The sequence below is a fragment of the Paenibacillus sp. FSL H8-0104 genome (genome assembly GCF_038050215.1).
Taxonomy (GTDB): domain Bacteria; phylum Bacillota; class Bacilli; order Paenibacillales; family Paenibacillaceae; genus Paenibacillus; species Paenibacillus amylolyticus.
In genome coordinates this window covers 3,501,789-3,526,981 of record NZ_JBBOTC010000001.1, presented here as the reverse complement: position 1 = coordinate 3,526,981, position 25,193 = coordinate 3,501,789, and the positions used below count along the sequence as shown (strand labels likewise).

General features: G+C 43.8%; 21 protein-coding genes. 5 read left to right on the top strand and 16 right to left on the bottom strand.

The features are described 5' to 3' along the window. Positions 1–134: 134 nt before the first annotated feature. The 6 genes from NST38_RS15715 to NST38_RS15690 all read right to left on the bottom strand — a co-directional run bounded on the left by NST38_RS15715 (position 135) and on the right by NST38_RS15690 (position 7,546). Positions 135–1,781, bottom strand: coding sequence for an extracellular solute-binding protein (locus NST38_RS15715; RefSeq protein ID WP_051447411.1), 1,647 nt, complete (start codon positions 1,779–1,781; stop codon positions 135–137). 227 nt (positions 1,782–2,008) lie between these two features. Then, positions 2,009–2,722 (bottom strand): beta-glucanase, encoded by a 714-nt coding sequence (gene bglS / locus NST38_RS15710; protein ID WP_036615630.1) that lies wholly within the window; start codon positions 2,720–2,722, stop codon positions 2,009–2,011. Positions 2,723–3,034: 312 nt separating this feature from the next. Next, the gene (locus NST38_RS15705; protein ID WP_076253123.1) at positions 3,035–3,739 is read right to left on the bottom strand and encodes an ankyrin repeat domain-containing protein; all 705 of its coding nucleotides are present in this window, start codon (positions 3,737–3,739) and stop codon (positions 3,035–3,037) included. A gap of 10 nt (positions 3,740–3,749) precedes the next feature. Then, positions 3,750–5,258 (bottom strand): S-layer homology domain-containing protein, encoded by a 1,509-nt coding sequence (locus NST38_RS15700; RefSeq protein ID WP_076253122.1) that lies wholly within the window; start codon positions 5,256–5,258, stop codon positions 3,750–3,752. Positions 5,259–5,377: 119 nt separating this feature from the next. Beyond that, positions 5,378–6,070: a response regulator transcription factor gene (locus NST38_RS15695; protein ID WP_076253121.1), complete on the bottom strand. Its 693-nt coding sequence runs from the start codon at positions 6,068–6,070 to the stop codon at positions 5,378–5,380. A 6-nt stretch (positions 6,071–6,076) separates the two neighbouring features. Next, positions 6,077–7,546 (bottom strand): sensor histidine kinase, encoded by a 1,470-nt coding sequence (locus NST38_RS15690; RefSeq protein WP_076253120.1) that lies wholly within the window; start codon positions 7,544–7,546, stop codon positions 6,077–6,079. A gap of 203 nt (positions 7,547–7,749) precedes the next feature. Between NST38_RS15690 and NST38_RS15685 the strand changes: the two genes are divergently transcribed. Next, positions 7,750–8,577 (top strand): helix-turn-helix transcriptional regulator, encoded by an 828-nt coding sequence (locus NST38_RS15685; protein ID WP_076253119.1) that lies wholly within the window; start codon positions 7,750–7,752, stop codon positions 8,575–8,577. A 79-nt stretch (positions 8,578–8,656) separates the two neighbouring features. Further along, positions 8,657–8,995, top strand: a complete 339-nt coding sequence (locus tag NST38_RS15680) for a cupin domain-containing protein (RefSeq protein ID WP_076253118.1) — start codon at positions 8,657–8,659, stop codon at positions 8,993–8,995. Positions 8,996–9,125: 130 nt separating this feature from the next. Here NST38_RS15680 and NST38_RS15675 read toward each other — a convergent pair whose 3' ends face one another. From NST38_RS15675 to pdxS, 5 genes are all read right to left on the bottom strand, one after another. Next, a complete protein-coding gene (locus NST38_RS15675) occupies positions 9,126–10,262 on the bottom strand; it encodes an alpha/beta hydrolase (protein WP_076253117.1) in 1,137 nt (378 codons plus the stop codon). Then, positions 10,259–10,918, bottom strand: a complete 660-nt coding sequence (locus tag NST38_RS15670; protein ID WP_076253116.1) for a TetR/AcrR family transcriptional regulator — start codon at positions 10,916–10,918, stop codon at positions 10,259–10,261. Before NST38_RS15670 ends, NST38_RS15675 begins: the two co-directional genes overlap by 4 nt. Before the next feature lie 196 nt (positions 10,919–11,114). Further along, complete coding sequence (locus NST38_RS15665) at positions 11,115–11,963, bottom strand: copper amine oxidase N-terminal domain-containing protein (protein WP_101313825.1); 849 nt, start codon at positions 11,961–11,963, stop codon at positions 11,115–11,117. A 166-nt stretch (positions 11,964–12,129) separates the two neighbouring features. Then, a complete protein-coding gene (locus NST38_RS15660; RefSeq protein ID WP_036615655.1) occupies positions 12,130–13,200 on the bottom strand; it encodes an ABC transporter substrate-binding protein in 1,071 nt (356 codons plus the stop codon). 242 nt (positions 13,201–13,442) lie between these two features. Further along, the gene (pdxS, locus tag NST38_RS15655) at positions 13,443–14,327 is read right to left on the bottom strand and encodes a pyridoxal 5'-phosphate synthase lyase subunit PdxS (protein WP_200868523.1); all 885 of its coding nucleotides are present in this window, start codon (positions 14,325–14,327) and stop codon (positions 13,443–13,445) included. Between the two features lie 147 nt (positions 14,328–14,474). Here pdxS and pdxR point away from each other — a divergent pair, with 147 nt between their 5' ends. From pdxR to NST38_RS15640, 3 genes are all read left to right on the top strand, one after another. Continuing rightward, positions 14,475–15,965, top strand: a complete 1,491-nt coding sequence (pdxR, locus tag NST38_RS15650; protein ID WP_076253115.1) for a MocR-like pyridoxine biosynthesis transcription factor PdxR — start codon at positions 14,475–14,477, stop codon at positions 15,963–15,965. Positions 15,966–16,025: 60 nt separating this feature from the next. Then, positions 16,026–18,047, top strand: coding sequence for an ATP-dependent DNA helicase (locus tag NST38_RS15645; RefSeq protein ID WP_076253114.1), 2,022 nt, complete (start codon positions 16,026–16,028; stop codon positions 18,045–18,047). A 149-nt stretch (positions 18,048–18,196) separates the two neighbouring features. Further along, positions 18,197–18,724: a DinB family protein gene (locus tag NST38_RS15640; protein ID WP_036615666.1), complete on the top strand. Its 528-nt coding sequence runs from the start codon at positions 18,197–18,199 to the stop codon at positions 18,722–18,724. A 78-nt stretch (positions 18,725–18,802) separates the two neighbouring features. On the opposite strand, the gene NST38_RS15635 is transcribed toward NST38_RS15640, so the two are convergent. The 5 genes from NST38_RS15635 to NST38_RS15615 form a co-directional block, all read right to left on the bottom strand. Next, a complete protein-coding gene (locus NST38_RS15635; RefSeq protein ID WP_051447401.1) occupies positions 18,803–19,744 on the bottom strand; it encodes a family 43 glycosylhydrolase in 942 nt (313 codons plus the stop codon). A gap of 30 nt (positions 19,745–19,774) precedes the next feature. Beyond that, a complete protein-coding gene (locus NST38_RS15630) occupies positions 19,775–21,490 on the bottom strand; it encodes a discoidin domain-containing protein (RefSeq protein WP_051447402.1) in 1,716 nt (571 codons plus the stop codon). 72 nt (positions 21,491–21,562) lie between these two features. Further along, complete coding sequence (locus NST38_RS15625) at positions 21,563–23,248, bottom strand: hypothetical protein (RefSeq protein ID WP_076253113.1); 1,686 nt, start codon at positions 23,246–23,248, stop codon at positions 21,563–21,565. A 49-nt stretch (positions 23,249–23,297) separates the two neighbouring features. Continuing rightward, the gene (locus NST38_RS15620) at positions 23,298–24,167 is read right to left on the bottom strand and encodes a carbohydrate ABC transporter permease (RefSeq protein ID WP_017688372.1); all 870 of its coding nucleotides are present in this window, start codon (positions 24,165–24,167) and stop codon (positions 23,298–23,300) included. An 18-nt stretch (positions 24,168–24,185) separates the two neighbouring features. Continuing rightward, complete coding sequence (locus tag NST38_RS15615; protein WP_036616097.1) at positions 24,186–25,070, bottom strand: ABC transporter permease; 885 nt, start codon at positions 25,068–25,070, stop codon at positions 24,186–24,188. Positions 25,071–25,193: the final 123 nt, after the last annotated feature.

Below are 25,193 nucleotides of genomic sequence, written 5' to 3'. Positions count from 1 at the left end.
ACGTTCTAGTAATCTCTCCGGTTTCCCCTTCTCCATATCAAATACAAAAAGGCATTGCCGGAGATCTTCTCCTGCAATGCCTTTTTGGTGCTTATGTGGCCGGGATGAATCATTTCAGCCAGCCCTTTGTCATCCTATTTTCCGCTTTTCACGGAATCATACCACTCGTTAACTTCTTTCGTAATCTGATCTCCGCCTGAAGACTTCCACTTCTCAACAAATGAGTCGAACGCGTCCACAGAGGTTTTGCCATATACAATTTGAGAGAAGGTATCCTTCTCCATCTTCGTCAAAATGTCATTGTTCATCTGCATCGTCATTGAAGGTGCACCGGTAAACATTTGATTGAACACGATATCCTTTTGATCCAAAACAATCTTGGCTGCATCAAGCATAGGTACTGGTACACCTGATTTGATTTTTTTCTCAAATGGTGTAGTTGCTTCTTCACCGCTTGCCAGCTTGGCAAGTGTTGTCATACTTAGATTGGGAATACGCGCTCCATCAAAAGTCAACGTGTACTTCTCGGGAGCATAACCCCCCGTAAGACTTGCATCGGTTGATGGTTTCCCATCTACCATAACCCAATCGTATCCTTCCGCAAATCCATGCTCAAACTCATCGCCCTCTTTAGGATTCGCATAGTGATCAAAGAGATAGTTCTGATAGGTGAAAAAGGCTTCCGGATTTTTCATGTCTTTGTTAATTAGAACTACGCCATTTCCGTTTGACGTACCATGTCTTCCTGCTTGACCGTTTGGACCAGAAGGAATTGGATACGCCTTGTATTCAGCCTCCGGATTGTTTTTCTTCACATCCTCCAGCGGCCAGGATGGCATCCAGTGAGGACCAACCACAATACCTGCTTTTCCGGCAGTAAATTCTTCAGCTGCTTTTGTCTCATCATACACGCCGGCTTCTTCCGGGATATACCCTTTGCTCATCCAGCTCTGTAATTTGGCCAAAGCCTGCTTTGCACCAGGTGTAACGGAACCGTATTCAAGTTTTCCATCTGCCGTCAGATTCCATTGGTTTGGCATTGTACCATAAGCGCCAAATACCCACCCAGCTTCTGACATCCATGTGTTCAGCCAGTTCTTGAAGCCAATGGTGAGTCCGTAAGTGTCCTGCTTCCCATTGCCATCCGGATCTTGATTCGTAAACGTTTCCATAATGACTTCAAGATCATCTATCGTTTTAGGTGCTTCCAGATTGAATTTCTTCATCCAGTCTTCACGGATCCACATGACAGGATCACCATTATAGGAATAGTCCAGAATCGGAATACCGATCTTTTTGCCATCTTGCATGTATGGATACCATACGGAAGGATCTTCGTTTACGGCTGCTTTCCATGTGTCGCTGGCATATTTGTCAAACAACTCGCCCGCATCGACAAATTTTCCGGACTCAATCAATTCACGCACCAGATTGAATTCGCCGCGATACGAAATAATGTCCGGCATGTCCGCATTGGAAGCAAGCGATAGACGCAGTTTTGTCTCAAATGCATTATTGGTGGATGGAGATATCCACTGGTTTTTCAACTCAATTCCGAGTTTCTCCTTGGCCCATTTTGTATGGACGTTGTTATCCTGATCCTCGCCTGACTTAAACTTCACGTCTGGACCCCATGGTCGTAAATACGTAATGGATACTGGTGGATCATACTTCCCATTTTTGAGCTCCAACGTTGTCGCTGGTGTACTCGATTCAGTTTTCTTATCGCTCCCGTTACTACACCCACTCAAGGCTGCAGATAGGGCCAATACACCGATCATGACCAAACTGCCTACTCGTCTCTTTTTACTTGTGTCCAACTTCGTTCCCCCAGTCTATGTAATGTTGCTTACAGGTTAATCATAATGAATTTTTGATATTTATGCCCATACTAATATTGCAACATTTATTGCATTAATTTAGGATATTGGATATTGAATACATATATTGAATAAATACAATACCAGAAAATAGAAAAAAGCAGCCGCTAACGGCTGCTTCAGTCTGCTTAATTACTCGTATATTTAACCCAATCGTACTCAGCATAGAGCGGATTAGCCCCGTTATAAGGACCGAGCCAGCTATCTACTCCTGTTCCATTCCACAAGTTCATCATGATTTTTCCGGGTGTTTTAGGAATATTGCTGGTTGCCGTGTGTTTCAATACACCATCAACATACCATTTGATATGTCCCGGCTGCCAGTCAAATGCGTACGTATGGAAACCTTGGGATGCATCAAAACCTAGATTGATAATCTTCTCATGATTACCAACCCCATTGGTATAATAATTAAACTGAACTTTGGTTGTGTCTTTTCCTAAAAATTCGATATCAATCTCATCCCATTGGGTGCCATGTGCGGGCCCTGTGTATGTGAAAAATGAGGAAACTACACCTGTGTTCTTGGCAGGTTTCATACTGACTTCATATAAGCCGTACCCATACGTATTCGTGGTACGATACTCTCCGCAATCAAACTTGTTCTGTGCAGAGCTGGTCAAACCAAGCTTAAGCTTGCCGTCACTTGTAAAATTAACATTGTTAGCCCTCCACGTACAGTTAAACATGTTCCCATTGGAATACCCATCCGCTTTTTGCCATGTACTTGCGTTAAAATAGGTTAGAGGTTCCCAGAACACATAACCCGCGAAAGCGCTTACCGAAAAAAACAAAGAGATGACACCAGTTACCGCCAAAGTATACCAAGACTTCCTCTTCATCACACACCTCCATGAATGATTCCAACATGTATAATCAGCGCAATAATAGATAGCGCTTACATGGTTGGTATTTCCATTTTATCCGGAAGCATGGTGGTAAACTATAGCAAACTTTAAAGCAGAGATATTCAATTTTTAAGATCTTCGTTCTTGTATCTAATCATGTCATGTTAAGACTATGCCAGTTTCATACACGTAAGATGGATTGAATGAAGCGCCTGCCCTTCAGCATAGAAGGAATCAGGCGCTCCATGAAAACCATTTTTACATATATCTCAACATGTTTGTTTCTTTATTCACCCTAAAAGGGTTCTATTTCGCACCAGCTCGTACCAAAATGGCTTCAATTTCTTTGAAGCCATTATTCTTCGCATGACTGAGTGGTGACACCCCATCACGGTCCGATATGTTTACGTCTGCTCCATGATTAATGAGTAATTGTATCGTCTCCTGCTGCCGAGCATTGCCATCGTTAAGAATGATCGCTTCGAGTAGTGCTGTCCATCCCAATTGATTCACATGGTCCACATCCACCGAAGTTTGAGTGAGTAGTTCTTGCACTACATCCACATATCCATGCTCCGAAGCTGGAATAAGTGCTGTCCCTCCATATCGATTTGTTATCGCTGGGTCCGCTCCCGCCTCGATTGTCAGCTTCAAAATATCCAAGTATCCTTCAGCACCAGCATACAGAAACGGGGTATTTTTCATATCGTCCTGTATATTCACATCTGCCCCCGCTTCAATTAACACTTTAGCCGATGTTAGATCATTATTGTAAGTTGCAATCATTGTAGCGGTTCGTCCACTCTGATCTTGAGCATTGATATTGGCACCTGCTTGAATCATTTGTTCGATGCGTTCAGTATCGCTGTCCTCTACTGCCTTGAACAGCTGTTCATCTGCTGAAGTCATGGCCTTTTCCTCCACGTTAGAGTCGTTTCTCATTTCAGGCACGCAACCTTGAACGATCAACATACTGCTTATCAGGACAACGATAATCAGCGTTTTACTCATACTGCCTCCTTTACTCCAGTGTCAAGGTGACCGAAGAAGCGATACTCCAATCCCCAACTGGGTTTATTGTATACGTAGTACCCGGAGTCAACTTTCCATCATTTGTTAGGTCGAATACACCCGTCGCACCTTTTCGACTTGAATATTTATAAGTGGCCGTCAGAACATCCCCGCTAGGTGAAGTTAACGTTACACTTCGACCAGAGAACAGTTCATCCCCAGGGTCCTGGTCAAGTGTAACTTCAATGGAGGTTTCGCTCACTGCTTGAGCACTTGCAACCACTAGTGGATCAAACGATTTCGCCGTAAATGAAGCATTTTCGATGTTGGCCCAATCCGAAGAAACCGTATATGTGACACCTGATTTCAGCGTTTGTCCCTCAGGCAAACGGAACTTCGGTTCTTGTTTGCCATCTGTGGATTGCGTGAACGGAACATATCTGGCAACGATAGGCTCGCCACCTTCTGGCGTAATTACAACTTGTCTTGCCTGCATGGAAGAGATGATCTGATACGTTTTGCCTCCTGCTTGCTCTTGATCATTCAGCACGAATGCATTAGCTCCTCGACCACCACTGTAAGCCGAAATGATGTAACCATAATCCACGACACTGTTCACTTGCAATGCTTCAATCTCGAATGTATCATTCGTTACTTGACTAACCGTTGTCATGTTTATTTTCGTACCACTGCCTTCAAAGGAACCAGCGTCTTGGCCTTTGTAAGTCAGGTTGTACACTTCACTAGCATCTTGTACGGACGTTGGAACGATGTAAGTCGCGATTGACCCTGTTTTCAAACGGGGCATATTGGTTAACGTCAACCCGCCACTAAACGCAAAGTCCGTTTGTGCCTTGGCAAAAGCTTCATTCGCTGCTGTCAGCGGCTTGTCAAAAGTTACAATTAACGTAATGGCATTCAGTGATCTAACGCTCTTGATTTGAGCTTGCTCCGAAGGAATAGCTTGGTGTGCAGTTTGCAACAGCACTGCTGTTTCGCCGCGCGTTGCTGTACCGTTCTCGGAGTAGAACTCGCTCATCCAATGGTGAACGGACTTTACATCACGTTGCATCGCTTTGGATACGACCTGTTCGAGTTCAGCATCCGACACTTGAGTTTGCGGATTGAATTGTCCATCGTTAGCCTGCATGATGCCAAGTTCAACAAGCTTTGACGCATATGGCGCATACCATGCATTCGGATTCACATCCGTCAATTCTACGGTTTCTCCCCTCTTGCTCTCCAAATTAAACGTTTTGAAAACCAATGAAGCTAACTCCGCACGAGTAATTGCTTGATGTTCACCCATAGATTGATCTGCATACCCGTTCATGATCCCCAAGCTATTGAGATCCTTGATAGCAGCTTCAATCTGTTGTTGATTAAGCTGTGTGGTTGTTGCCGCAATGTTAGTAACGTATGTAGCTGCATGTACTTGATTCGCAGTTAACGGGAACACTGCTGTACCTAATGCAGTTATGGTTAGAAATGTAGCGATTTTGCGGGTTGTAGAATTCATGGTTGAATTCCTCCTCTATAGGTTGTAGTTGCCTGTATCTATAGAATAGAGGACAAAAAGAAACTCCCAAGGCTAAAGTTATTAACAAAATATAAACTGGCTCTAAATTTTCACGAAACTTATGCAGTAAACCGGTAGCCTGCACCCCAGACGGTTTCAATATACTCCGGATTTTTGGGGTCTGTCTCCAGCTTGCCGCGTAGTTTGCGAATATGGACAGTAACCGTTGCAATGTCTCCGGTGGAATCCATGCCCCAGATCCGCTCGAACAGATCTGATTTGCTGAATACACGGTTGGGATGACTCGCAAGAAATACAAGTAACTCGAATTCCTTGGTTGTAATCGCCACCTCTTCTCCATTAACAAAAACGCGGCGTGATCCTTTGTCAATGTGAAGCCCGCGAATGTGGATTTCATCCTGCTCAGCTGGTTTGTTTTTGCCAAGTAGTCTCTCGTATCGGGTCAAATGAGCCTTTGCTCGTGCAACCAATTCACTTGGGCTAAACGGTTTTGTAATAAAATCATCCACTCCCAGATTAAATGTCCTGATCTTATCGATTTCTTCCTTTTTCGCGGAAACGACAAGGATGGGTACCTCCTTCACCTCGCGAATGCGCCTGCAACATTCGAAGCCGTCGAGTCCAGGAAGCATCAGATCAACAATGATCAGATTATAGTCCCCCTCCAGTGCCTGCTTCAGACCTCCATCTCCAGTATGGCAGAGATCCACGGAAAATCCGTTGAGCTCAAAATAATCCCGTTCCAGTTCCGCAATCGTTGTTTCGTCTTCAATGATCAAAATGTTTGCCATAACTCATTAGTTCCTCTCTTCATTCAGCCGTTTCAGTTTGATATATATACTCGTGCCATCATTGGGCTGGCTTTCTGCCCAGATAAAGCCCCCATGTCCATCAATGATTTGGCGGGCAATTGCCAGCCCGAGCCCACTTCCGCCCGTTGAGGAATTCCGGGATTGTTCTGCACGATAGAAGCGTTCAAATATATAAGGCAGTGCCTCTTCAGGTATTCCCCTGCCATTATCTTTAAAGCCCATCGTAATCCATTTCTCATCAGCTTGAAGTGTAATCTCGAATCGTTTGTGTTCATTCTCCATGTATTTGAGTGCATTATCCACCACATTAACAACGGTACGTTTTAACTTCTCCGGATCCACAGCAGCCATAGCGGGACCAGACACCTGGTTATTCCAATCCAGGGCAACACCTTTGTCCTCCAGATCATATCTCAGCTCTTCGATGCTATCTTCAAGGAAATCAGCGAGATCAACTGCTTTAAACAGGAAAGGCTCTTGGTTCAAGTCGAGCTTGGAATACAAAAACAGTTCATCCACCAGCTTATCCATGCTAACTGCTTTGGAGTGAATGATATTAACATAACTCTCCATTTTCTCCGGAGTATTAGCCACGCCGTCACGAATACCCTCAATATACCCTTTGATATTGGTAATCGGCGTACGGAGATCATGCGAAATGTTGGAGATAAGCTCTTTGCGGTTCACTTCGTCCTGCTGACGTAACGCATAGGAGAGCTGTAATTGATTCCGCATGCTCTCAAACGCTTCGCTAAGTTGACCAACCTCGTCATTGGAGTTTAGCTGAAGTTTAAAGGATAGATTGCCATCCTTAATATGTTCGGCTGAACTTCGTAGTTGATTCAAGGGTTTAATGAAGCTGCGCGTGATCCAGCGGAACAAGAGCAGATTTGCAATGATGAGGACGCCAATAAGCAGGAATGACATCACAGGCAGCAACTTGCGAGTAAGCTCCGCAAAGGGGCTTCTCTCACGAATGACAAAGATACTCCCCCGTTCCCCATCTGAATATTGAAAATCAAATTTTGCATACGCGTAAAATCGCTCACCAATATTGAAGGTGCTCCGAATCTGATAATTGTTAAGATCATAGGCAGGCAGTGCTTGCTTCAGTTCTGGCTGGTTGAAGGTCAGTGATTCGAAGATCTGACTATTCTCTCGTCTGATATAGAGCCCTGACTTCTCAGCTCGAAGCTTCATATCATATTCACGCAGCAAAACCTTGTTCTGCAGGTCGTCCGGGTCATTTTTGGCCAGAAACTTCATCTCTTGAAAGATCGATTCTCCCTGTTCAGTCAGGGGGTTGATCTGATAATGTACCTTGTATATATCACGGAAACTCTGTAGATCCCCTGTGGCCGCAATCGTATACAGACTTGCCGTAAGCAGGATGAACAGTAGACTTATAACAAGCATGCCCGTAAAGGACAGCAGCATTTTTATTCGAATTGACATGGGTTCCCCTTCTCAAGCAAACAATTGGATTAGTTAGTGCACATGTTAACACAAGATGGATTCTATTGCCCATATGTAAAAAAGAGCTTTCTTTTTCATTATATATGTTGACAGTGATAATCGTTATCAATAATGTTGGAGTAAGGTGCACAACGATTTATCTTAGAATGACTGGCAAACACTTTTGAAATGAGGTACGTAATGTGAAAGTAGACGTTAATCAGTTAGCAGCGCATTTTGCACACATTCCTTTTCAAGTAGAAGGCGTATATCGATATGCTAGAAATCCAGGGGTTCCCCAGGCTGACTATACCGATTCTTTTCCTGGATTTGTATTTCCTCTTACAGGAAAAATACAATTTCAATTTGATGGTACACCCTATATTTTTTCACCAGGAAAAGTTGTACATGGGGGCGCGAAAATGAAACTGGATCAAACCGTGTTTCATAGAACGGACTGGGAATATATCCTCGTTTTATACCGAATATGTAGTTCGGACCTCGAAGAGACAAGCTTTTCCCATCAGCATTTTGAATTATCAACGGGTCAGTCTCCACGTCTGATCGAATTAATCATGCGTCTTTGGCATGTGTATAACCAGCGTGGAGGTATTTCAAAGTTTCAGACCGAAATGCTGTTTCGCGATGTACTGAATGAGACCTTAATATGTGTTGATCATAGGCAAAACAGTTGTGAAACAGATGTTTTATTCGAACGGATCTCTACCTATATCCAAGAATACTATGATCAAAATCTGACTGTCGGATCGCTTGCAGAACAAAATAATATTAATCGAAATCGACTTTCCTACGTGTTTAGAAGACATGCAGGTATGGGTCCAGCAGAATATGTATTGAAATATCGTATAAACATGGCACAACAAATGTTATTGGCAAGTGATGCGTCTGTACAACAGATTGCCGAGACCGTTGGCATTGCTGACCCCTTTTATTTTAGCAGAGTGTTCAAGAAACAATATGGTATTTCTCCTACGGAGTATCGTCTGAAGTTCATCAATAATCCATCCTGATTTCAATAGGCATCCATGTTATACCAAAGCTTAAATCAGTATACTGAACATATAGGATTAATACACAGGAGGAATGACGATGCACTATCAAGCTATTAAATTAAATGAGGAATTTTCGAAATTAAACGATCTTTGGTCTCCGAAACTCATTGGTGAAATGAATGACTATCAATTTAAGATCGTTAAGATTGCTGGAGATTTTGAGTGGCATGTTCATGAGGAGACTGACAAGTTATTTTTTGTGCTCGAGGGGGAAATGATAATTGATTTTCGTGATGGGCAAGTGAAGATTTCCAAGGGCGAGATGTATATTGTCCCTAAGGGAGTCGAGATCAAACCTTCCGCCGAAAAGGAATGTCATATCATGTTGATGGAGCCTAGAAGCGAAGTAAACACTGGCGGGACTAAGGCCGAATAAGCGTCAGTTATTGGAACCAGGAAGTTAATTTGCAATATCAGAGAGCCGATAACCCCGTAATGGGGTTATCGGCTCTGCGTCTGTACGGCTAGCTCTTCGACATACATTAATCAGCAAACTCTCGGTTATGTCACTTGTTGCTGGTCTTCCTGATCAATTCCACACCATCGTATGCCAGAATTTCCACACTTGCTGCCTTCTGCAGTATGTAATGATCAAAAAAGTTCTTCGCATAGTCTGTAACAATATTTCGCATCTCCATAACATCCCGTTCACCTCTGAGTTCCTCATTAACACTGGTAAACACGATGTCACAGTAATCTAAATGTGCAACACGATCAACTGAGAAATAATAGGTTTCCATGCTATTGTTAGCGCCAATAATCGCATTCATATTATAGTTAGGTTCACAAAACAGGAACAAGAAAGGTTTCTTAAGATCGCTGTCAAGAAGTCCAAACGCACCGCTATCCAAACCAATCCCGCAGGTGAACCGGTCATCATCACGGCAAACCATCGCCGTCGTAGGCCCTCCATAGGAATGTCCGACTATACCCATGCCGATGTCAAGCAACAATCTGCCCTTAAAGATGGAATTCAGCTCTCCAGAGTCCAGTTTGTAAAGATAATCGGCTACATACCTTACATCTTCTGCCTGTAATTCACTATACTCTGTTATCTTGGAAAGTATCGGTAGTGCAAGCACGTTACGGCACATCTCAATGGCAGTTTCATCGTCAGGACGCATCTCCATCTTACCAGCCAACGCCAGCATCTCCGGATCTTCACCAAACGCTGTAATGACATCCGAAAAGTCCTTTGATACATTAAACAGGCGCCCATCTTTACGTTTATACATCGTGCTATTCTGATGGCCGATGCTTACCACAACATACCCCATGCTTGCCAAGTCTGTACAGAGCACTGTCCCCCATTCTGGAGATCCGCCCCCGCCGCAAACATAGAATAACACTGGATAGCGCTTTTCCTTCCCGGAAAGAGCAAGGTCGTCGTAACACTGGGTCTTGATATCTATAGAGAAAACATCCTTCAACGCATTGACAAGTGGCTGCTCATTAAACATCTCGTAGACTTCAGGAAACATGTACGTTGATGTAGTCTTACCTTCGCTACTGTCAGACGGATAGTACACAAAAGCGGTCAGTTCTCTTTTGGAGTAATCTGATGCCGTGTACTCAAAATCCATCTGGGTTCGACCGACAGTATAGCCCCCAATTGGTTCTGGAAATGCGTCATAGGTTTTCATTTTCTTTCCCCCTTAAGATCGCTAACCATTTCAGAATATTTATGATCTTCAAGCAGCCCATGACCCATAAATTCAGCAAAGTACTTGCTGATCTTATGTTGCAGCTCAGAGTCCTTAATATCGAATTCCCTAAAAAACAAGATTAAATTAAGCTGCATTGACTCAAACATAAAAGAGATCAGATCGTCGTCAACATCCGGTCGGAGATATCCATCAACCCTCATTCGGCGTAAAATGTCCTTGATCATGGGGAATGACTCGCCCTTTAACACATTCACATATACTTTCAGCAAAATGTCCTCAGGAATATATGAAAATGTTTTAGTCAGTTTGATTTCCAACTCATTCAGTGGCTCGGTCACCATGCCATTAACGTTACCAAATAAGCCAGTAAGGAAATAGCTGTAAAGGGAATCTTCATTACTGTTACTGAAGTATGTAGCTCTTTTCTGGGTCACAATACGTATTAAGTGACAATAAAGGTCATCTTTGTCTTCAAAATACCGATAAAATGTTCCGGGGTGCATGGACAAACTATCCAAAACCATCTTCATAGTTATATCCTCGTAAAGATTATCAACAAAAAGATGCATAGCGCTATTCGATATTTCCTCGCGCCTTGCTTCGTCTAAACGAAAGAAAGTATTTTTTGGCATAGACTACTCCTTAATGTATAGTGTGAACTGATTCACACTATACTGATAATAAATTCACAAGTCAACTAGTTTTGAAAAGATTCGGGAAGAAATATGCAAGAGCCGCTGATCACTCTGATCAGCGGCTCTTTGAGATGTTTGTATTAAAATCAGTTGGTGAGGGATGAAATTCATGAATATCGGATCAGATATCTATTCAACGAGAAAGGACTTCAAGTACTTTACCACTTCCATCTTCAATAATACGTATACTGTTGTCATCGATGAGTTGAATGGTACTATCTGAATTCAAAATTTCCTGCTGGTCCGTTACCCCGTGAGCAATGGATTTGCGAATCAGACCTTTATTTTTGAATACCAAGGTGTAAAGATCGTAGTCTTCCGTTTTTCGATTAGTGTGTTCAATGATGACAATAAGTAGATTTTGGGGACTCCTCTTGAAATTTATTTTAAGATCATGAGTATTCACATTCATGTCCTTGATCCCTAAGGGTATCAAACTCTTTTGTCCAGTAGAAGCATTCGTAATCTCAAGGTCTCCTTTTGCAGTGCGAATGACATAGGTGTAACCCATGTTGCTGCCATAAAAAGTATCAGTATAATTGCTCAATCCAGTCACGGTTACCTTGTTCGTTTTCATATCTTGATGAGTCACTTCCCCGTCCAAAGCAGATGCAAGAAATCTAATGGGTACATAAAGGTGACTAATATACGACACAGGTTCTGTGCCCATATCTACTTTTTGACCATCTACCTCGGCAATGCTGCTTCCCAAGTGCACAACAATATGCTTCTGACTGCTCTTCAGTACGGCCGTATTATCATCTTCCATCCCCCACACTAGGCCTGCCTTAATACCGAGTGAGAAAAAACTTCCGTAAGTGACTCCATCCTTGATTAACGTCTGAACATGGTTAATACGACCGTCTGCCCACTGAATTTCCAAATCAACATATTTGGATGCTGCTTCAGATTTTTGCGCCCCCAATGGTAATAACACCGACATCACTAATGCAACGACAACTACTTTTTTCAAATGCTTCATTCTCACAGCGATTCACCCACTTCATGTAATTTTTAATCTTACAATAGTAACGTTATGTTCCAATAAAAGTTTGATCAGCTTTAGACAGGAATTCGGTCCCTGATAAACAAAAAAAGCCGCTAAAATAGCGACTTTTAATGGTACTATGTTTTTGTCCTTGGCTTCATTACAACTCGAGATCATCAGCGAGTCCTTCAACACCTGTGAAGATGGAATCCCCGTAACCCCAGAAGTTGTTGAAATCGATAATGTAGATTTTTTTGTTTTTAACTGCGTTAATGTTTTGCACCTGCTTGTTGGCAAGCAGCTTTTTAATCGTTTCTTCTGGATCAATACCACCTGCATACCTCGAAATAATCATTGCATCTGGATTAATCTCGATTAACTTCTCCAGACTGAGTGTGCCAGTTTCATTAATCAGCATATTATGCATATTGATTAATGACATTGCACTTTCAATAAACGTATCACCATTTCCGTTGTAAATTCCAATGGTTCCATCACCATTATCCGAAAATGATGCATAGTTGATCGTTTCAGAGCTAGCTCGGGCCGACAAGGCATTCTCGCGTGCTTTAAGCGTCTCAATATATGCCGCTGCATTGGCTTGTACGTTGAATATCTCACCTAATTCAGTAATATCCTGATACAGACTATCTAACGATGCATCAGGAACACTGGTGCTTTGTACGTACGTTTTAATCCCCATATCATTCAAGCTGCTTACTGTACCAACACCCCAGTCCGCATCCTCAAACAATCCACCACGCCCTACAACCAGGTCAGGCGTAGCCCCTATCGTCACTTCCTTACCTACATAGCCTTCAGCAAGCACAGGAATTTGTTTAAACTCGTCAGCAATATCTTCAGGTACACTACCAAACAACGCAGCTACACCTACAAGTTTGTCTGTCAAACCAAGGCGAATCATCAGCTCGGCTGCACCTTGGGTATTGGCAACTACTCGTTCAGGTGCCTTGTCAAACGTTTGATCCTTCTTCACCCATGTGCCGTTCTCTGTTGTATAATTTGAAACGGTTACCGGGTAAGTTGTTTCAGCAGGTGCTGAAGTCTCTGCATCCGATGTCTTCTCATCTGTTGCAACATTTTTCGCTGCTTGTTGCGAGTTATTGTTTGCCTGATCGCTACCATCACTATTATTGGAGCAGGCTGCAAGTACAACAACAAGTGCAGCAATAAAACAAAATAACATTCCTTTTTTAAAGTGTGTAGACATTTAATTCTCTCCCTTTTGAATCCTTAATTTTCTATTTATGCATTATGTAAAATAGTTATTGTCAGTATACAGCAAATGTCGAATCTCGTAAATGATAATTATAATCATTCTCAATTGATGAAAATAGGACATTCTCCTCTCCGTTTTTTTCTATTGCTTTCGTCAACAATAACAAAAAAGCCGATCCAATTTATGATCGGCTTTGCTTGACACTATTCATACTCCAGTTGCTCTATCTGCTCTTACCAACCGCGGTTGGACATGCGATCTTCTGGAGCCAATTTAGAAATTTCGATCCCTTTCATCGGGGCGCCCAAGTTTTTGGATACTTCAGCAATCAGTTTGTAATCGGTGTAATGTGTTGTAGCTTCAACGATTGCACGAGCGAATTTCTCAGGGCTATCAGATTTGAAAATACCTGATCCTACAAACACACCGTCTGCTCCCAGGTGCATCATTAATGCTGCGTCCGCCGGAGTAGCTACACCGCCTGCTGCAAAGTTAACGACAGGAAGTTTTCCATTTTCATGAACTTCGCGCAGCAACTCATAAGCTACACCCAGATTTTTGGCTTCAGCGTACAGCTCGTCTTTGGACATATTTTGCACTTTGCGGAGCTGGCTGTTAATTAGACGCATATGACGAACTGCCTCAACAATGTTGCCCGTTCCAGGCTCACCTTTTGTACGAATCATCGATGCACCCTCACCAATACGGCGAAGAGCTTCTCCCAAATCTTTGGCTCCACATACAAATGGTACAGTAAACTCATGTTTATCGATATGGAACACTTCGTCTGCAGGCGTAAGAACTTCACTTTCATCGAGATAGTCCACACCTAGGGATTCAAGCACTTTGGCTTCTATGTAATGACCGATACGTGCTTTGGCCATAACTGGGATAGATACAACCTTCATAACCTCTTCAACGATGGTTGGATCTGCCATACGAGCTACACCGCCAGCAGCGCGAATATCGGAAGGTACCCGTTCAAGAGCCATAACAGCTGTTGCCCCTGCCGCCTCAGCAATTTTAGCTTGCTCTGCATTCATAACGTCCATGATGACGCCACCTTTTTGCATCTCAGCCATTCCTCTTTTTACACGATCTGTACCTGTTTGCATGATTGTAATCCTCCTAAGTAACTTTTGGGTGGTTTTCAATAAAGGCATCGCTCTAATCTATGATTTAGTATAGAATGAGAATGGTCATATAAAAAGATCCAATATTTTTGGTTTTTATTGTACCACTTCAATGATAACTCTGGAGGTCCTATGCAATTTCATGTAGCTTACAGTTCATATTTGAACCGAAAATATACCAAGATGAAGGCCCTCTATCATGCCATTCGTGATGCAATTCATGAAGGTAATCTTATACATGGCGAGAAGTTACCCTCTACTCGAGAGTTAGCCGCGACGTATCACATTTCCAGAGGAACCGTGAATCAGGTCTATGATACGTTGACTGCTCAAGGTTACATTCATTCAGAGCATGGAAGAGGAACCTTTGTTGCTTATCAGTTGGACTTAAGCAATGATGCATCCACCGAGAAAGCTTGTACGCATCACTTATCCGCCTGGGGAAATCGTATTCAGCAGTTTGAACAGCAGTCGATTCAAACAAATACACCGTCCAATGCTCATACACTTGATTCCAGAATGAATAGCGACGAAGTGATCGACTTTAGCAAATATCAACCTGATTTCTCCAAGTTTCCTTACGATGAATGGAATAATCGATTGTATGCAGAGATAAGGCAGCGTGAGCATCACCTGAAAACAACCTCTGCCATGGTTAGTTCAACCGGGGATCCGAAATTGAGAGAAGCCATTGCTGCCTATCTTCGGAGGATGCGGGGCATTCAAGTTGATCCGGATCATATTGCAGTAACTGCAGGCTCCATGCAAGCTATAGCTCTACTCACTCAATTACTTGCAGATCCTGGGGATTATGTAGTGACAGAGAGTCCTTGTTATGTCGGGATTTCTAAAGCCATATTGGCTGCGGGTGCAAAGTTGATTGAAGCTAATCTCGATGGTCAGGGCGTTGTGCCCCAGGACTGGGAAGCACGTATGATGTTTGTCACGCCGTCACGACAATTTCCTACTGGTGAAATGCTCAGTCTGGAACGCAGACAAACCTTGCTGGACTGGGCACAGCGAAATGATGCCATGATTGTTGAGGATGATTATGATAGTGAATTCCGATATCGCGGAATGCATGTTGAACCACTGAAAACACTCGATAAAGCAGGACGTGTAATCTACCTGGGTAGCTTTACCAAAACCTTGCCTTTAGAAGTACGACTTGGTTATGTGGTTCTTCCCCCTACCTTAGCAGATACCTTTAGAAAGGCACAGGCATTATACGAGCCAAGACCCGTCAACCTGATCGAACAACGGGCATTAGCTGCATTCATGACAAGTGGTCAATATGAACGTCATCTGCGCAGAATGAATCGATTATACAGTCGGAAATTCCATCTGTTACTCAAACTTTTGAACAAGCAGCTCTCTACATGGTTTGATTGGGTGGAGAATGAAGCGGGTCTCCACGTGTTTGGCTGGTGGCGAGGTAATGTGACCACTTATGAGGCCTTTCGGGAATCAGCTCGGTCACAAGGTGTGGTATACTCAGAAGTCAGCAGTTCAACGTCTGTTGGTACGAAGTATGGTATCTATTTGTCTTTTGCACATTTGTCAGATGAACAATTACAGGAAGGCGTATCCAGATTAAAAAATGCCGTTACAACTGCATTGTGAGGTAAATCGTCTCCAAAATGTAGTACAAGAAGATCATCATTCGGAAGAGGGGCGATCGTTATGAATTGGTTAAATGAACTTTATAAAATAAATAAGCAGGAACCGGACAAGGAAATCGAACGTTCTTTGGTTAACGCCATCTTCCGAATATATGACCGGTTCCCCCGAATTGGCCTTAGAGAGCGGATCGGACAGCAAGAAATGTCTCTCGATATCGCCGATGCTTATATCCATGGGCATAATGCCATGATTGAAGCTGGTGTCGGAATCGGTAAGTCTTTTGCGTACCTGATCCCAAGTCTGCTCACGAATCAAATGTCTCAGAAACCAGTCATTATAGCGACATCCTCCATTCAGCTCTCGGAACAGATACATAAAGATTTAAGGATTATTGGTAGTCGATTGGGATTCTCAACGGTTCGCTCCGTCGTGGGAAAAGGCATGGGTCAGTATGCCTGCCGAAGTAGAGCAGCGGAATGGATCAATCTTGATGATGCAAACTCCTCCGTGTCTACCCTTGCGCAGCGCATATTAGATTATGAAATTGATGAAAGAGCCGATATTAAAGCTGGGGTTAGTGATGCCGAATGGTCCCACGTTTCCGTGAATGATTGCAAATTTGAACGTTGTCATCATAAAACTGCATGTTTGTTTTACGATATGAGAGCGAAATTAAATGCAAAAGCTCACGAGATTGATTTTATTATCGTGAACCAGGACTTGCTCATACGAGATTTGATGAAGAAAAAAGAAGGAACCAAGAGCATCATCTCAGAACAGCCTGCTCTGATCGTCATTGATGAAGCGCATAATCTGGAAGCAAAAGTTCGGGATGCCAGAACACTCGAGTTCACTTATCGGGGAATCTGCCGCATTCTGGATAACACGGTGCAGCTTCTAACGAAGCAGTCCGGGGATAAAAGTCTCTTCTCACAATCCAAGTTCATCAAAAACTGCGCTGAGCGCATCTTCAAACAGGTAAACGCGGATCTGCTCCACCATGCCAAGCAGGATAACGACCGAATCAAAGTGTCGGAAATCAAAGGAATACCGTTAAACCAAGTCTTAAACGATTTAAAAGATCTCAGTCTGCGACTTTCCATTTTGACCTCACGCCACGAGCGGGAGATCGATGACGCTTTTGAAGCCATCAACGGGCTTATTACCCTCATTCGTGTCTTATCTGAAATTGAGGACAACTATCTTTTATGGGCAAGCAGCCCCCTTAGAGTAACCACAATCAGCATCTGTCCCAAAGATATAAGCCAATTTCTGAAATACGCTTTATTTAATGGTAAGGTACCTGTAATCCTAACATCAGCAACGCTGTGCCAAGGCGGGGATACGCTGGAGGAACAATATTCTTATATGACGCACTCCCTTGGTTATAAGGGAGATTTCTTAGAGCGCCAACCCTCCCCTTTTGACTACACCAACCATGCCACGATGTACATTTCGAACAAAATTCCATATTACCAACATGACCAGCGCGAAATCTATCTTGAAGCAGCTTATAAGGAATTGGTTCAACTCTGTAATCTAACTCAAGGAAGAACAATCGTCCTTTTTTCAGCAAAAGAGGACATGAAATACATTCACAAAAAGTTGATCTCAAGGGCTAATGAATATACGTGGGCACTCCATGTTCAAAAAGAGGGATCATCACAGGACAGTGTCATCGCCGATTTCAGGAAAAGCAAAGGTGTCCTCCTGGGTACTGGTGTATTCTGGGAAGGCGTGAATATCGAGGGGTCTGACCTGTCGCAGGTCATTATTTTCCGTCTGCCCTTCCCTGTTCCATCGGATCCTGTATATGAATATAAGGCATCTGTAACGGAGAATTCGTTCATGGAGGTATTTGTACCGGACATGCTTCTTCGGTTACGGCAAGGAACGGGTCGTTTGATTCGAAGTGAAACGGACCTCGGCATACTCAGCATACTTGACTCTCGTCTCAGCGCAGCGGCCAAAAAGAGTTATCGGGAACAGGTGCTGGACACGTTACCGTTCAAAAAACTGACAGAGGATTTTGCGGTTTTGGAGAAGTTTGTCCAAAATAAAGGAATACGACGTACGGATTAGAAGTGGAATAACACGTAACCTTGAAAAACTGCCTAAATTACATGAAGCAGCCCTTCCACCTATCAAGCGGAAGGGCCAATTTAAATGCTGGAAGTAAGATTTATGCTACAATATATTCCAGATCTACGAATCCCAAAGGAGGCATTACTATGGTTGAAAGACCAACTACAGAGGAATATGCAGCTTATTATAAAGGGTACATCCAGCTTGTTCCTGAAGGGAACATCATCGAACGCTTAGAGCTGCAAGCCAATATCATACCAACTTTGCTCTCTTCATTGACAGAGGAGCAAGCAAATTATCGGTACGCCGAAGGCAAATGGAGCGTGAAAGAGGTCATCGGTCACCTTTTGGATAACGAACGCATCATGAGCAGCCGATTGCTTCGCATCGCCAGAGGTGAGCAAGCGAATCATCCCGGCTACGACCAGGACGTGCTTATGCAGACCCACCCTTTCAATGCGTATACCCTGGCCGATTTGAGCGAAGAATATGCCGTCACACGCCGCTCAACCATTCTTATGCTTCGTCGCCTCACCCCGGAAGCATGGCTCTGTAGAGGGATCGTCAGTGATAACACTGCTTCAGCTCGATCGATTGCATTTGTTATGGCTGGACATGAGCTCCACCATTGTTCAGTACTTCGCGATCGCTATTCGTTGGATTTGAAATTATAAAATTCATCCAAAAAGACTTTGAACCTGCATTCGCTGTAGGATCAAAGTCTTTTCTCATCAGTCGTTTTATCGTTCAAATTATCGTTCAAAATGAATCCGATGTGCGTCCTCTCGCAAAGATAATGTGGAATAATCATTTAGAATCGGAATGTCCCCATTGAATTCAATGGGCAGTACCACATAGCTGGACTGAAAATAATCCGATCCGTTCCAGCGATCTGCAAAATACAGATACTCCTCCGCTGATCGTTTCAGCACAAACGCTGGTTGCGTTTGGTACGTCGTTTCATCGCCAAAATCGCTGAGCATCCCCCATGGACCATCCATCGTATTAGCCATCGCGTATTTCCCTTGATTGGGAGCCCAACCCGTGCAAAATGAGGTCACCATATAATACTTCCCTTTCCGTTTGAAGACGGCTGGCGCCTCCCGATACTCCCCCTGCCACACCTTTCCGATAAGACTTTCGACATTAAGGTAATCTTCCTGCAGACGATAGATGTGCAGGTCTGCATTGTCTCTGGCAGCTGAAATAAAATACGTTGCCCCGTCTTCGTCCTGAAAGAGCGTGCAGTCACGCGACATATACCCGTACGGATTAAAGCTGCCATGATACACGAAATGACTATCCGGAGAATCCGATGTGGCAATGGCGCATGCGGCATCGTTGTAATTGTTACCATTCTCATAGTGAGCCCAGAGTACAAACTTTTTGGTCACCGCGTTGAAAAGCACTTTAGGCCGTTCGAGATTTACTTTTCCACCTTTATCGTTCACTAATGCCAGATTCGTCCGAACTCGAATGGGTGCAGCTGGTGTAGAGGTGGTCAAGATATGGTTTCGAAACTCCCAGTTGAATAGATCTTTGGAACGGTAACAACTCACATATATATCGTCTCTCCGATCTTCGCCATACCAGTAATAATAGTCATCATGGAATAACATATGTCCACCATGAGCATGGATTGGATTACCGCTTGAATCATTCCAGATGCCACCATTGGTTAATTGATTATTCACACCGTTACCTCTCTTCTTTTAAGAACATCGTTAATTGGTGTCCGATCCAAATACCTTCACTTCCCATAGTCTTGGCGTGTACCAATTGTTGGGGTTGTTATGAAGTGCCGCATTTTGCATATTAATTCGTACATACCTGGCAGCAGTGCTCGATAGCGTATCTGATGTGAAACCGTAAGATGTATTATTAGTTCGATCCAATGCCACGGTCCAGTTTATATTATCCGTACTGGTCTCGATTTTGTATTTGTAATAACCTTCGGAGCCTTTTTGCATCCACCAGGAGATTTGCACATTATTCAACTGTTGAACAGAGCCGAGATCGACCTTCCACCAATGTGGCCAGGAACTGCCTGTGCCTACCCATTCGGTTTGATAGTTGCCATCATTAGCATAACTTGCCGGATTTGTTCCAGTAACCGTTTGGGCTGTTGCCGGTTTACCTTGTGACAGCAGTTTTCCATTCTGAACGGGAACGACAACATCATCGCTTGTGTTGTACAGGACTTGATCAAAATAATCATAAAATGCGTAACCATCAGAGAACCAAACGGGAAGCAGTCGTTCCTCTGTTGTTCCATTTTGCGTACCTGCCCAGCCGAACATCCAGCGATACGCAACCATAACCACGTTGTTGCCCGTATTTGGCTTCACCCGCATGACGGAACCCGACTGCGCCGAGAAGGTTGACGTGTTGCCAATCGTCCGCAATTCAGACCAATCTCCGTCTATGCTTGTTGCTGATGAATACAAGGGTATACTCGGATACCAACCTGCCGCTTGGGAAGAGAACAAATAATAAATGCCATCTTTTTTGATCATCTTGGGCAGTTCCCTGTGTTGATTTTGATAAATAACAGAAACTTGATGATCCACATCCAACCAATCGGAGGTTAACTTATATAAGATGGTGTCCGAATTATTATTGGCCGTAGAGATCAGATACGCCGAATCATCATCATCTTTGAAAATGGAGATATCCCGGGATTGGTTCCCTTCCGGTCGAAAGCTTTTGTGAAATGTAAAGTCTTCTCCAGGCGTGGCCGAAGCCACCGATACTCTGGCAAGTGTGTAGTCTGTACTGTTCTCATAGTGAGCCCAAAAAACAAATTTGTTCGTGGGCGCGTGATATAGGATATTGATCCCTTCAAATTTAGAGTTGGCCAGATCGGGATGATCCGTGTAGGACAGGACCACTTTGTCGTTACCGTAGGTGATGTCATCCGTTGACGTCTGTTGAATCATTTCGCCAAAACCGCCTGATGACTTTTGCACGAAATTGAATCTGTAGTAGGTGTCTCCCACTTTAAGTTCATTCGGGAGCATAAGCGTTGATTGCGTTGTGTTATCAAAAGTTGTGAGGTTTTCTGGAAGGCTGTAAGGGGTATATTCTGGCGAGACAGCGGAGGTTAACAAGGAAGTTCCGCCATATGCCTTCACTTGGTATTTGTACGTACTACCTATGTTGAGGTCATAATCATCCGTCGTTGTACCGGTTAGGGTCTGTAATAAATCATAGGGCTCATTGTTCTCGGATCTATATAACTCGTATGCAGTAGTTCCCTGGACAGGTGCCCAATGGATTTTGGCATTGGATACTTCGGATTCATTCTTTAGCACAAACAATGTTGCAGCAACATGGGTCTCTTCACCAGCAGCGTGAACGGTTTGAGCTGAGGACGTTAAATGAACTGTTAACAACATCAATGCAATGACGATAGCCATCCACGATTTACCTTTGATCATGTCTCATCATCTCCTTTTTTTAGAAGACCAACCTTCCTGTTGCCGGAAGGCTGGTTCAGGTGAAACTAGATTTTATTTCAAATTCATCAGTGTCATTACATCCGTCTCGCTGGCTTGGTTGTACCATTCATTAACTTCTTCGATCACGGTGTCTCCGCCTTTTTCATGCCACTGTTTCACAAAGGTATCAAATACTTCAAGCGGCTCATTGCCATATATGATTTTGGTGAACGTCTCTTGTTCCATGGTGGTCAACTGTTCCCACACATTTTGCATCGTTGGCGTTGGTGGACCGTTAAACTCATTTGGCAGTAAAACATCTCTGTTTTCATACGAAATCCGGTATCCGTCCTGCGTCGTTTGATCCTTCGAGGCGCTCTGAATGAGGACACCCGTGTCGGCTTTAACCCCATTCGCCAGATCGTAGTAGGATTGGCCGGGGCCATCAACACTCGGTGTATTTTTGGTAAATGCCATTTTCCCAACACCCTGCACAGCCTCTAATGGCGTATTGAATTTCGTTGGATCAAAAGTGACTTCATCGTTAACGATATCGTAATCGTATCCTTGAGCGTAGCCGTATTTGAACTCTCCCGTGCTGAACGCTGCGTCGTACATTTTATCGTAGTACAGGAAGAAGGCTTCCATGTTCTGAAAATCCTTGTTAAACATGAACACACCATCGTTCAACTGGGCGGATTGGTAGGTCTTATCACCGTTCACACCTTGAATGGTCGGATAAGCGCTGATTTTTGCACCCTCCACATTTTTCTCTACGTCCTTCACACTGTCGTACAGCCAAGGACGACCAATGATGATACCAGCTTTCCCCTCCGTAAAATCAGACAGTGCATCCCAGGCACCTTGGGTGGCCAATTCTTTGTTCAAGTACCCTTGTGCATACCAATCGCGTAACTTGGCAAGTGCCTCTTTGTTGCCAGGAGCCACAGATCCATAGGTGAGTTTGCCATTGTCGTTATGCCATTGCCTTGGAAGATGTTTGCCCGTGTATGCGCTGAATATCATGACTGGATCGCTGACCCAGCCCGTGTTGTAGGAATCTTTACCTGAAAAAGTAAAGCCGTATGTGTCTTTCTTGCCGTTCCCATCTGGGTCCTCATTAGTGAACGCCGCGATGACTTGTTCAAACTCATCAATCGTTGTTGGCGCTTTCAAATTCAATCTGTCCAACCAGTCCTGGCGGATCAACATGACTTCGCCTTCCGTCAAATTCGGCGCGATCGCCATTCCGTAGACCTTACCCTCCCTAACCACTGGATTGAAGGTGGTTGGGTATTGTTTGTATATTTCTTTTATCCGGTCAGGCATGTAGGTTGAGATGTCTTCTGTAATCTCCTTGACCTGCCCCGACTCGATCAGATCATTGACCAGCATGGTATCATAGACAGGCAGAACGTCTGGTAGTTTCTCGGAACCCGTCAGTGCCAGCCGCAGCTTGGTATTATATTGTGAAGCATCACCTCCCAGCAGGGTGGTTTGGATTTTGATACCCAGGTTTTGTTCGCCCCAACGGGTCAATACATTGTCATTCAACGTCTCACCGTTGATGTACTTTCCAGCATTTTCATCCTGTTGTTTGGCGATGGTAATTGTAAACGGTGGGTCATATTTTCCGTCCTTAAGCACCGATGCCGGTGCGGTCTCGGAAGCACTCTCCCCTTTGCTACAGCCAGCCATAAGAACAGCCGACAGCATAACCATACTTACCATTTTCCATAAATCAGTTCTTTTCTTCATGGAAACATGCCCCCTTCACTCATACTCAATTTGTTTGTCGTCATCCTAACTATTCTTTGACGGCTCCTAGTACAATTCCCTTCACGAAATATCGTTGTAAAAAAGGATAGACCAAAATGATTGGGAGCGTGCTTACAAAAATTTGCGCTGCCTTGATGCTCTGTTCAGACATGGCTGCCACCTCGGACTGGCTCATCGCCATATTTTGCATATTGCTCTGCACGACAACGGTCTGTAAGAACGAAGCCAGCGGATACTTACTTGCATCCGACATGTACAATATCCCGTCAAACCAGGAGTTCCAGTGCCCCACCATAATGAACAAGGATACGGTCGCGATGCCAGGCAGAGATAATGGTAAATATATTTTGCTGAGAATTACGAAGAAGGACGCTCCGTCAATGAAAGCTGCTTCTTCCAGGGCTTTGGGAATCGTTTTGAAAAAATTGACGAGAAGAATCAAATTATAAGCACCAAAAGCGCCCGGTAACACAAGAGCCCAGATGGTATCCTTTAATCCAAGGGCTGTGATCAATATGTAAGAAGGTATCAATCCCCCCGAGAAGAGCATGGTAAAGATAAAAAACCACATGAGCACATTGCGTCCCCGGAATTCCTTGGACAGGGCATATCCTGCACAGGTAAGAATAAACATGCTGATGGTTGTACCCAATACGGTTCGAGTGATGGATGTTAGCATGGCACCGTTGAAATTAGAATTGTTGAACGTTTTTACATAGGCGTCCACATTGAACCCCACCGGCCAAAATGAAACCATATTACCGCTAATGGCCGCTTTGCTGCTGAGCGATTGCGCCAATAGATGAAGCAGTGGTAGGAAACACGCCAGCCCCGCCAGTATCATAAACGCGTAATTAAAATAGGAGAATACTCTATAACCTGTCGTTTTATGGTACATAATCCCTCTCCCTCCTTGTTAGAATATTTTGTAATTGGCATACTTATAGGCCAGCCTGTAAGAGACAACGATCAAGATCAAGCTAATTCCCGATTTGAACAGTCCTACAGCGGTCCCGAAGCCGTATTGCCCGTTTAACAAGGATGAACGGTAGACATAGGTGTCAATGATATCTCCCGTACTGTAGACAAGTGGATTGTACAGATTGAAAACCTGATCAAAGCCCGCGTCCAGAATATTGCCCAGACTCAGCGTAGAAATGACGATAATCATGGGCAACATGCTAGGCAAAGTTACGTATCGAATTTGCTGCCGGCGTGTGGCACCATCGATCTCGGCCGCTTCGTAATAAGATGGATTAATTCCCGCAATGGTCGCCAGATAAACAATCATGCCAAAGCCAAAGCTCTTCCACACATCGCTGATCACAACCGTAAATCGAAACAGATCAGGATCACCCAAGAAGTAAATGGGATCGTTCCCGAAAATACGTGTCAAGATGTGATTGATTCCTCCGTCTAATCCCAGAATGTCAATCATCAACCCTGCCACAGTAACCCAGGACAAGAAGTGCGGCAGATACACCAGTGTCTGTACACTTTTCTTAATGCCCATATTTCGGATCTCGCTCAGTAGAATAGCCATGACGATCGGAACGATAATACCAACGATAATTTTAGAAACGGCGATAATTAACGTATTAACGATCGCTTGTGTGGCTTCTTTGTACTGGAAAATTCGTTCGAAATTATCTAACCCGATCCACCGTGAACCTGTGATGCCCAGCCATGGTTTGTAGTCCTGAAATGCCATGAGCAAACCTACCATCGGGCCATAAGAAAAGATGCAGACAAACACAAATGCGGGAATACACAGTACGTACAAAGGCCAGCTTTTCTTAATTTCCTTTTTGAATGAAGTCCGCTGGGATAGCTTTGTTTTTGTTTTTTTCGCAGATCTGGCGGGTACAATCTCGTTAATGTTGCATACCTCCTCTATGATGGCTTTTTGAAAGCGATCCTTGAA

What these genes read in the sequence shown, in the direction of transcription:
- NST38_RS15700 (WP_076253122.1), bottom strand. Translation starts at nt 5,258, where the DNA reads ATGAATTCTACAACCCGCAAAATCGCTACATTTCTAACCATAACTGCA.
- NST38_RS15675 (WP_076253117.1), bottom strand. Translation starts at nt 10,262, where the DNA reads ATGAAAACCTATGACGCATTTCCAGAACCAATTGGGGGCTATACTGTC.
- NST38_RS15620 (WP_017688372.1), bottom strand. Translation starts at nt 24,167, where the DNA reads ATGTACCATAAAACGACAGGTTATAGAGTATTCTCCTATTTTAATTAC.
- NST38_RS15690 (WP_076253120.1), bottom strand. Translation starts at nt 7,546, where the DNA reads ATGTCAATTCGAATAAAAATGCTGCTGTCCTTTACGGGCATGCTTGTT.
- NST38_RS15640 (WP_036615666.1), top strand. Translation starts at nt 18,197, where the DNA reads ATGGTTGAAAGACCAACTACAGAGGAATATGCAGCTTATTATAAAGGG.
- NST38_RS15705 (WP_076253123.1), bottom strand. Translation starts at nt 3,739, where the DNA reads ATGAGTAAAACGCTGATTATCGTTGTCCTGATAAGCAGTATGTTGATC.
- bglS (WP_036615630.1), bottom strand. Translation starts at nt 2,722, where the DNA reads ATGAAGAGGAAGTCTTGGTATACTTTGGCGGTAACTGGTGTCATCTCT.
- pdxR (WP_076253115.1), top strand. Translation starts at nt 14,475, where the DNA reads ATGCAATTTCATGTAGCTTACAGTTCATATTTGAACCGAAAATATACC.
- NST38_RS15645 (WP_076253114.1), top strand. Translation starts at nt 16,026, where the DNA reads ATGAATTGGTTAAATGAACTTTATAAAATAAATAAGCAGGAACCGGAC.
- NST38_RS15665 (WP_101313825.1), bottom strand. Translation starts at nt 11,963, where the DNA reads ATGAAGCATTTGAAAAAAGTAGTTGTCGTTGCATTAGTGATGTCGGTG.
- NST38_RS15630 (WP_051447402.1), bottom strand. Translation starts at nt 21,490, where the DNA reads ATGATCAAAGGTAAATCGTGGATGGCTATCGTCATTGCATTGATGTTG.
- NST38_RS15625 (WP_076253113.1), bottom strand. Translation starts at nt 23,248, where the DNA reads ATGAAGAAAAGAACTGATTTATGGAAAATGGTAAGTATGGTTATGCTG.
- NST38_RS15695 (WP_076253121.1), bottom strand. Translation starts at nt 6,070, where the DNA reads ATGGCAAACATTTTGATCATTGAAGACGAAACAACGATTGCGGAACTG.
- NST38_RS15715 (WP_051447411.1), bottom strand. Translation starts at nt 1,781, where the DNA reads ATGATCGGTGTATTGGCCCTATCTGCAGCCTTGAGTGGGTGTAGTAAC.
- NST38_RS15680 (WP_076253118.1), top strand. Translation starts at nt 8,657, where the DNA reads ATGCACTATCAAGCTATTAAATTAAATGAGGAATTTTCGAAATTAAAC.
- NST38_RS15670 (WP_076253116.1), bottom strand. Translation starts at nt 10,918, where the DNA reads ATGCCAAAAAATACTTTCTTTCGTTTAGACGAAGCAAGGCGCGAGGAA.
- NST38_RS15660 (WP_036615655.1), bottom strand. Translation starts at nt 13,200, where the DNA reads ATGTCTACACACTTTAAAAAAGGAATGTTATTTTGTTTTATTGCTGCA.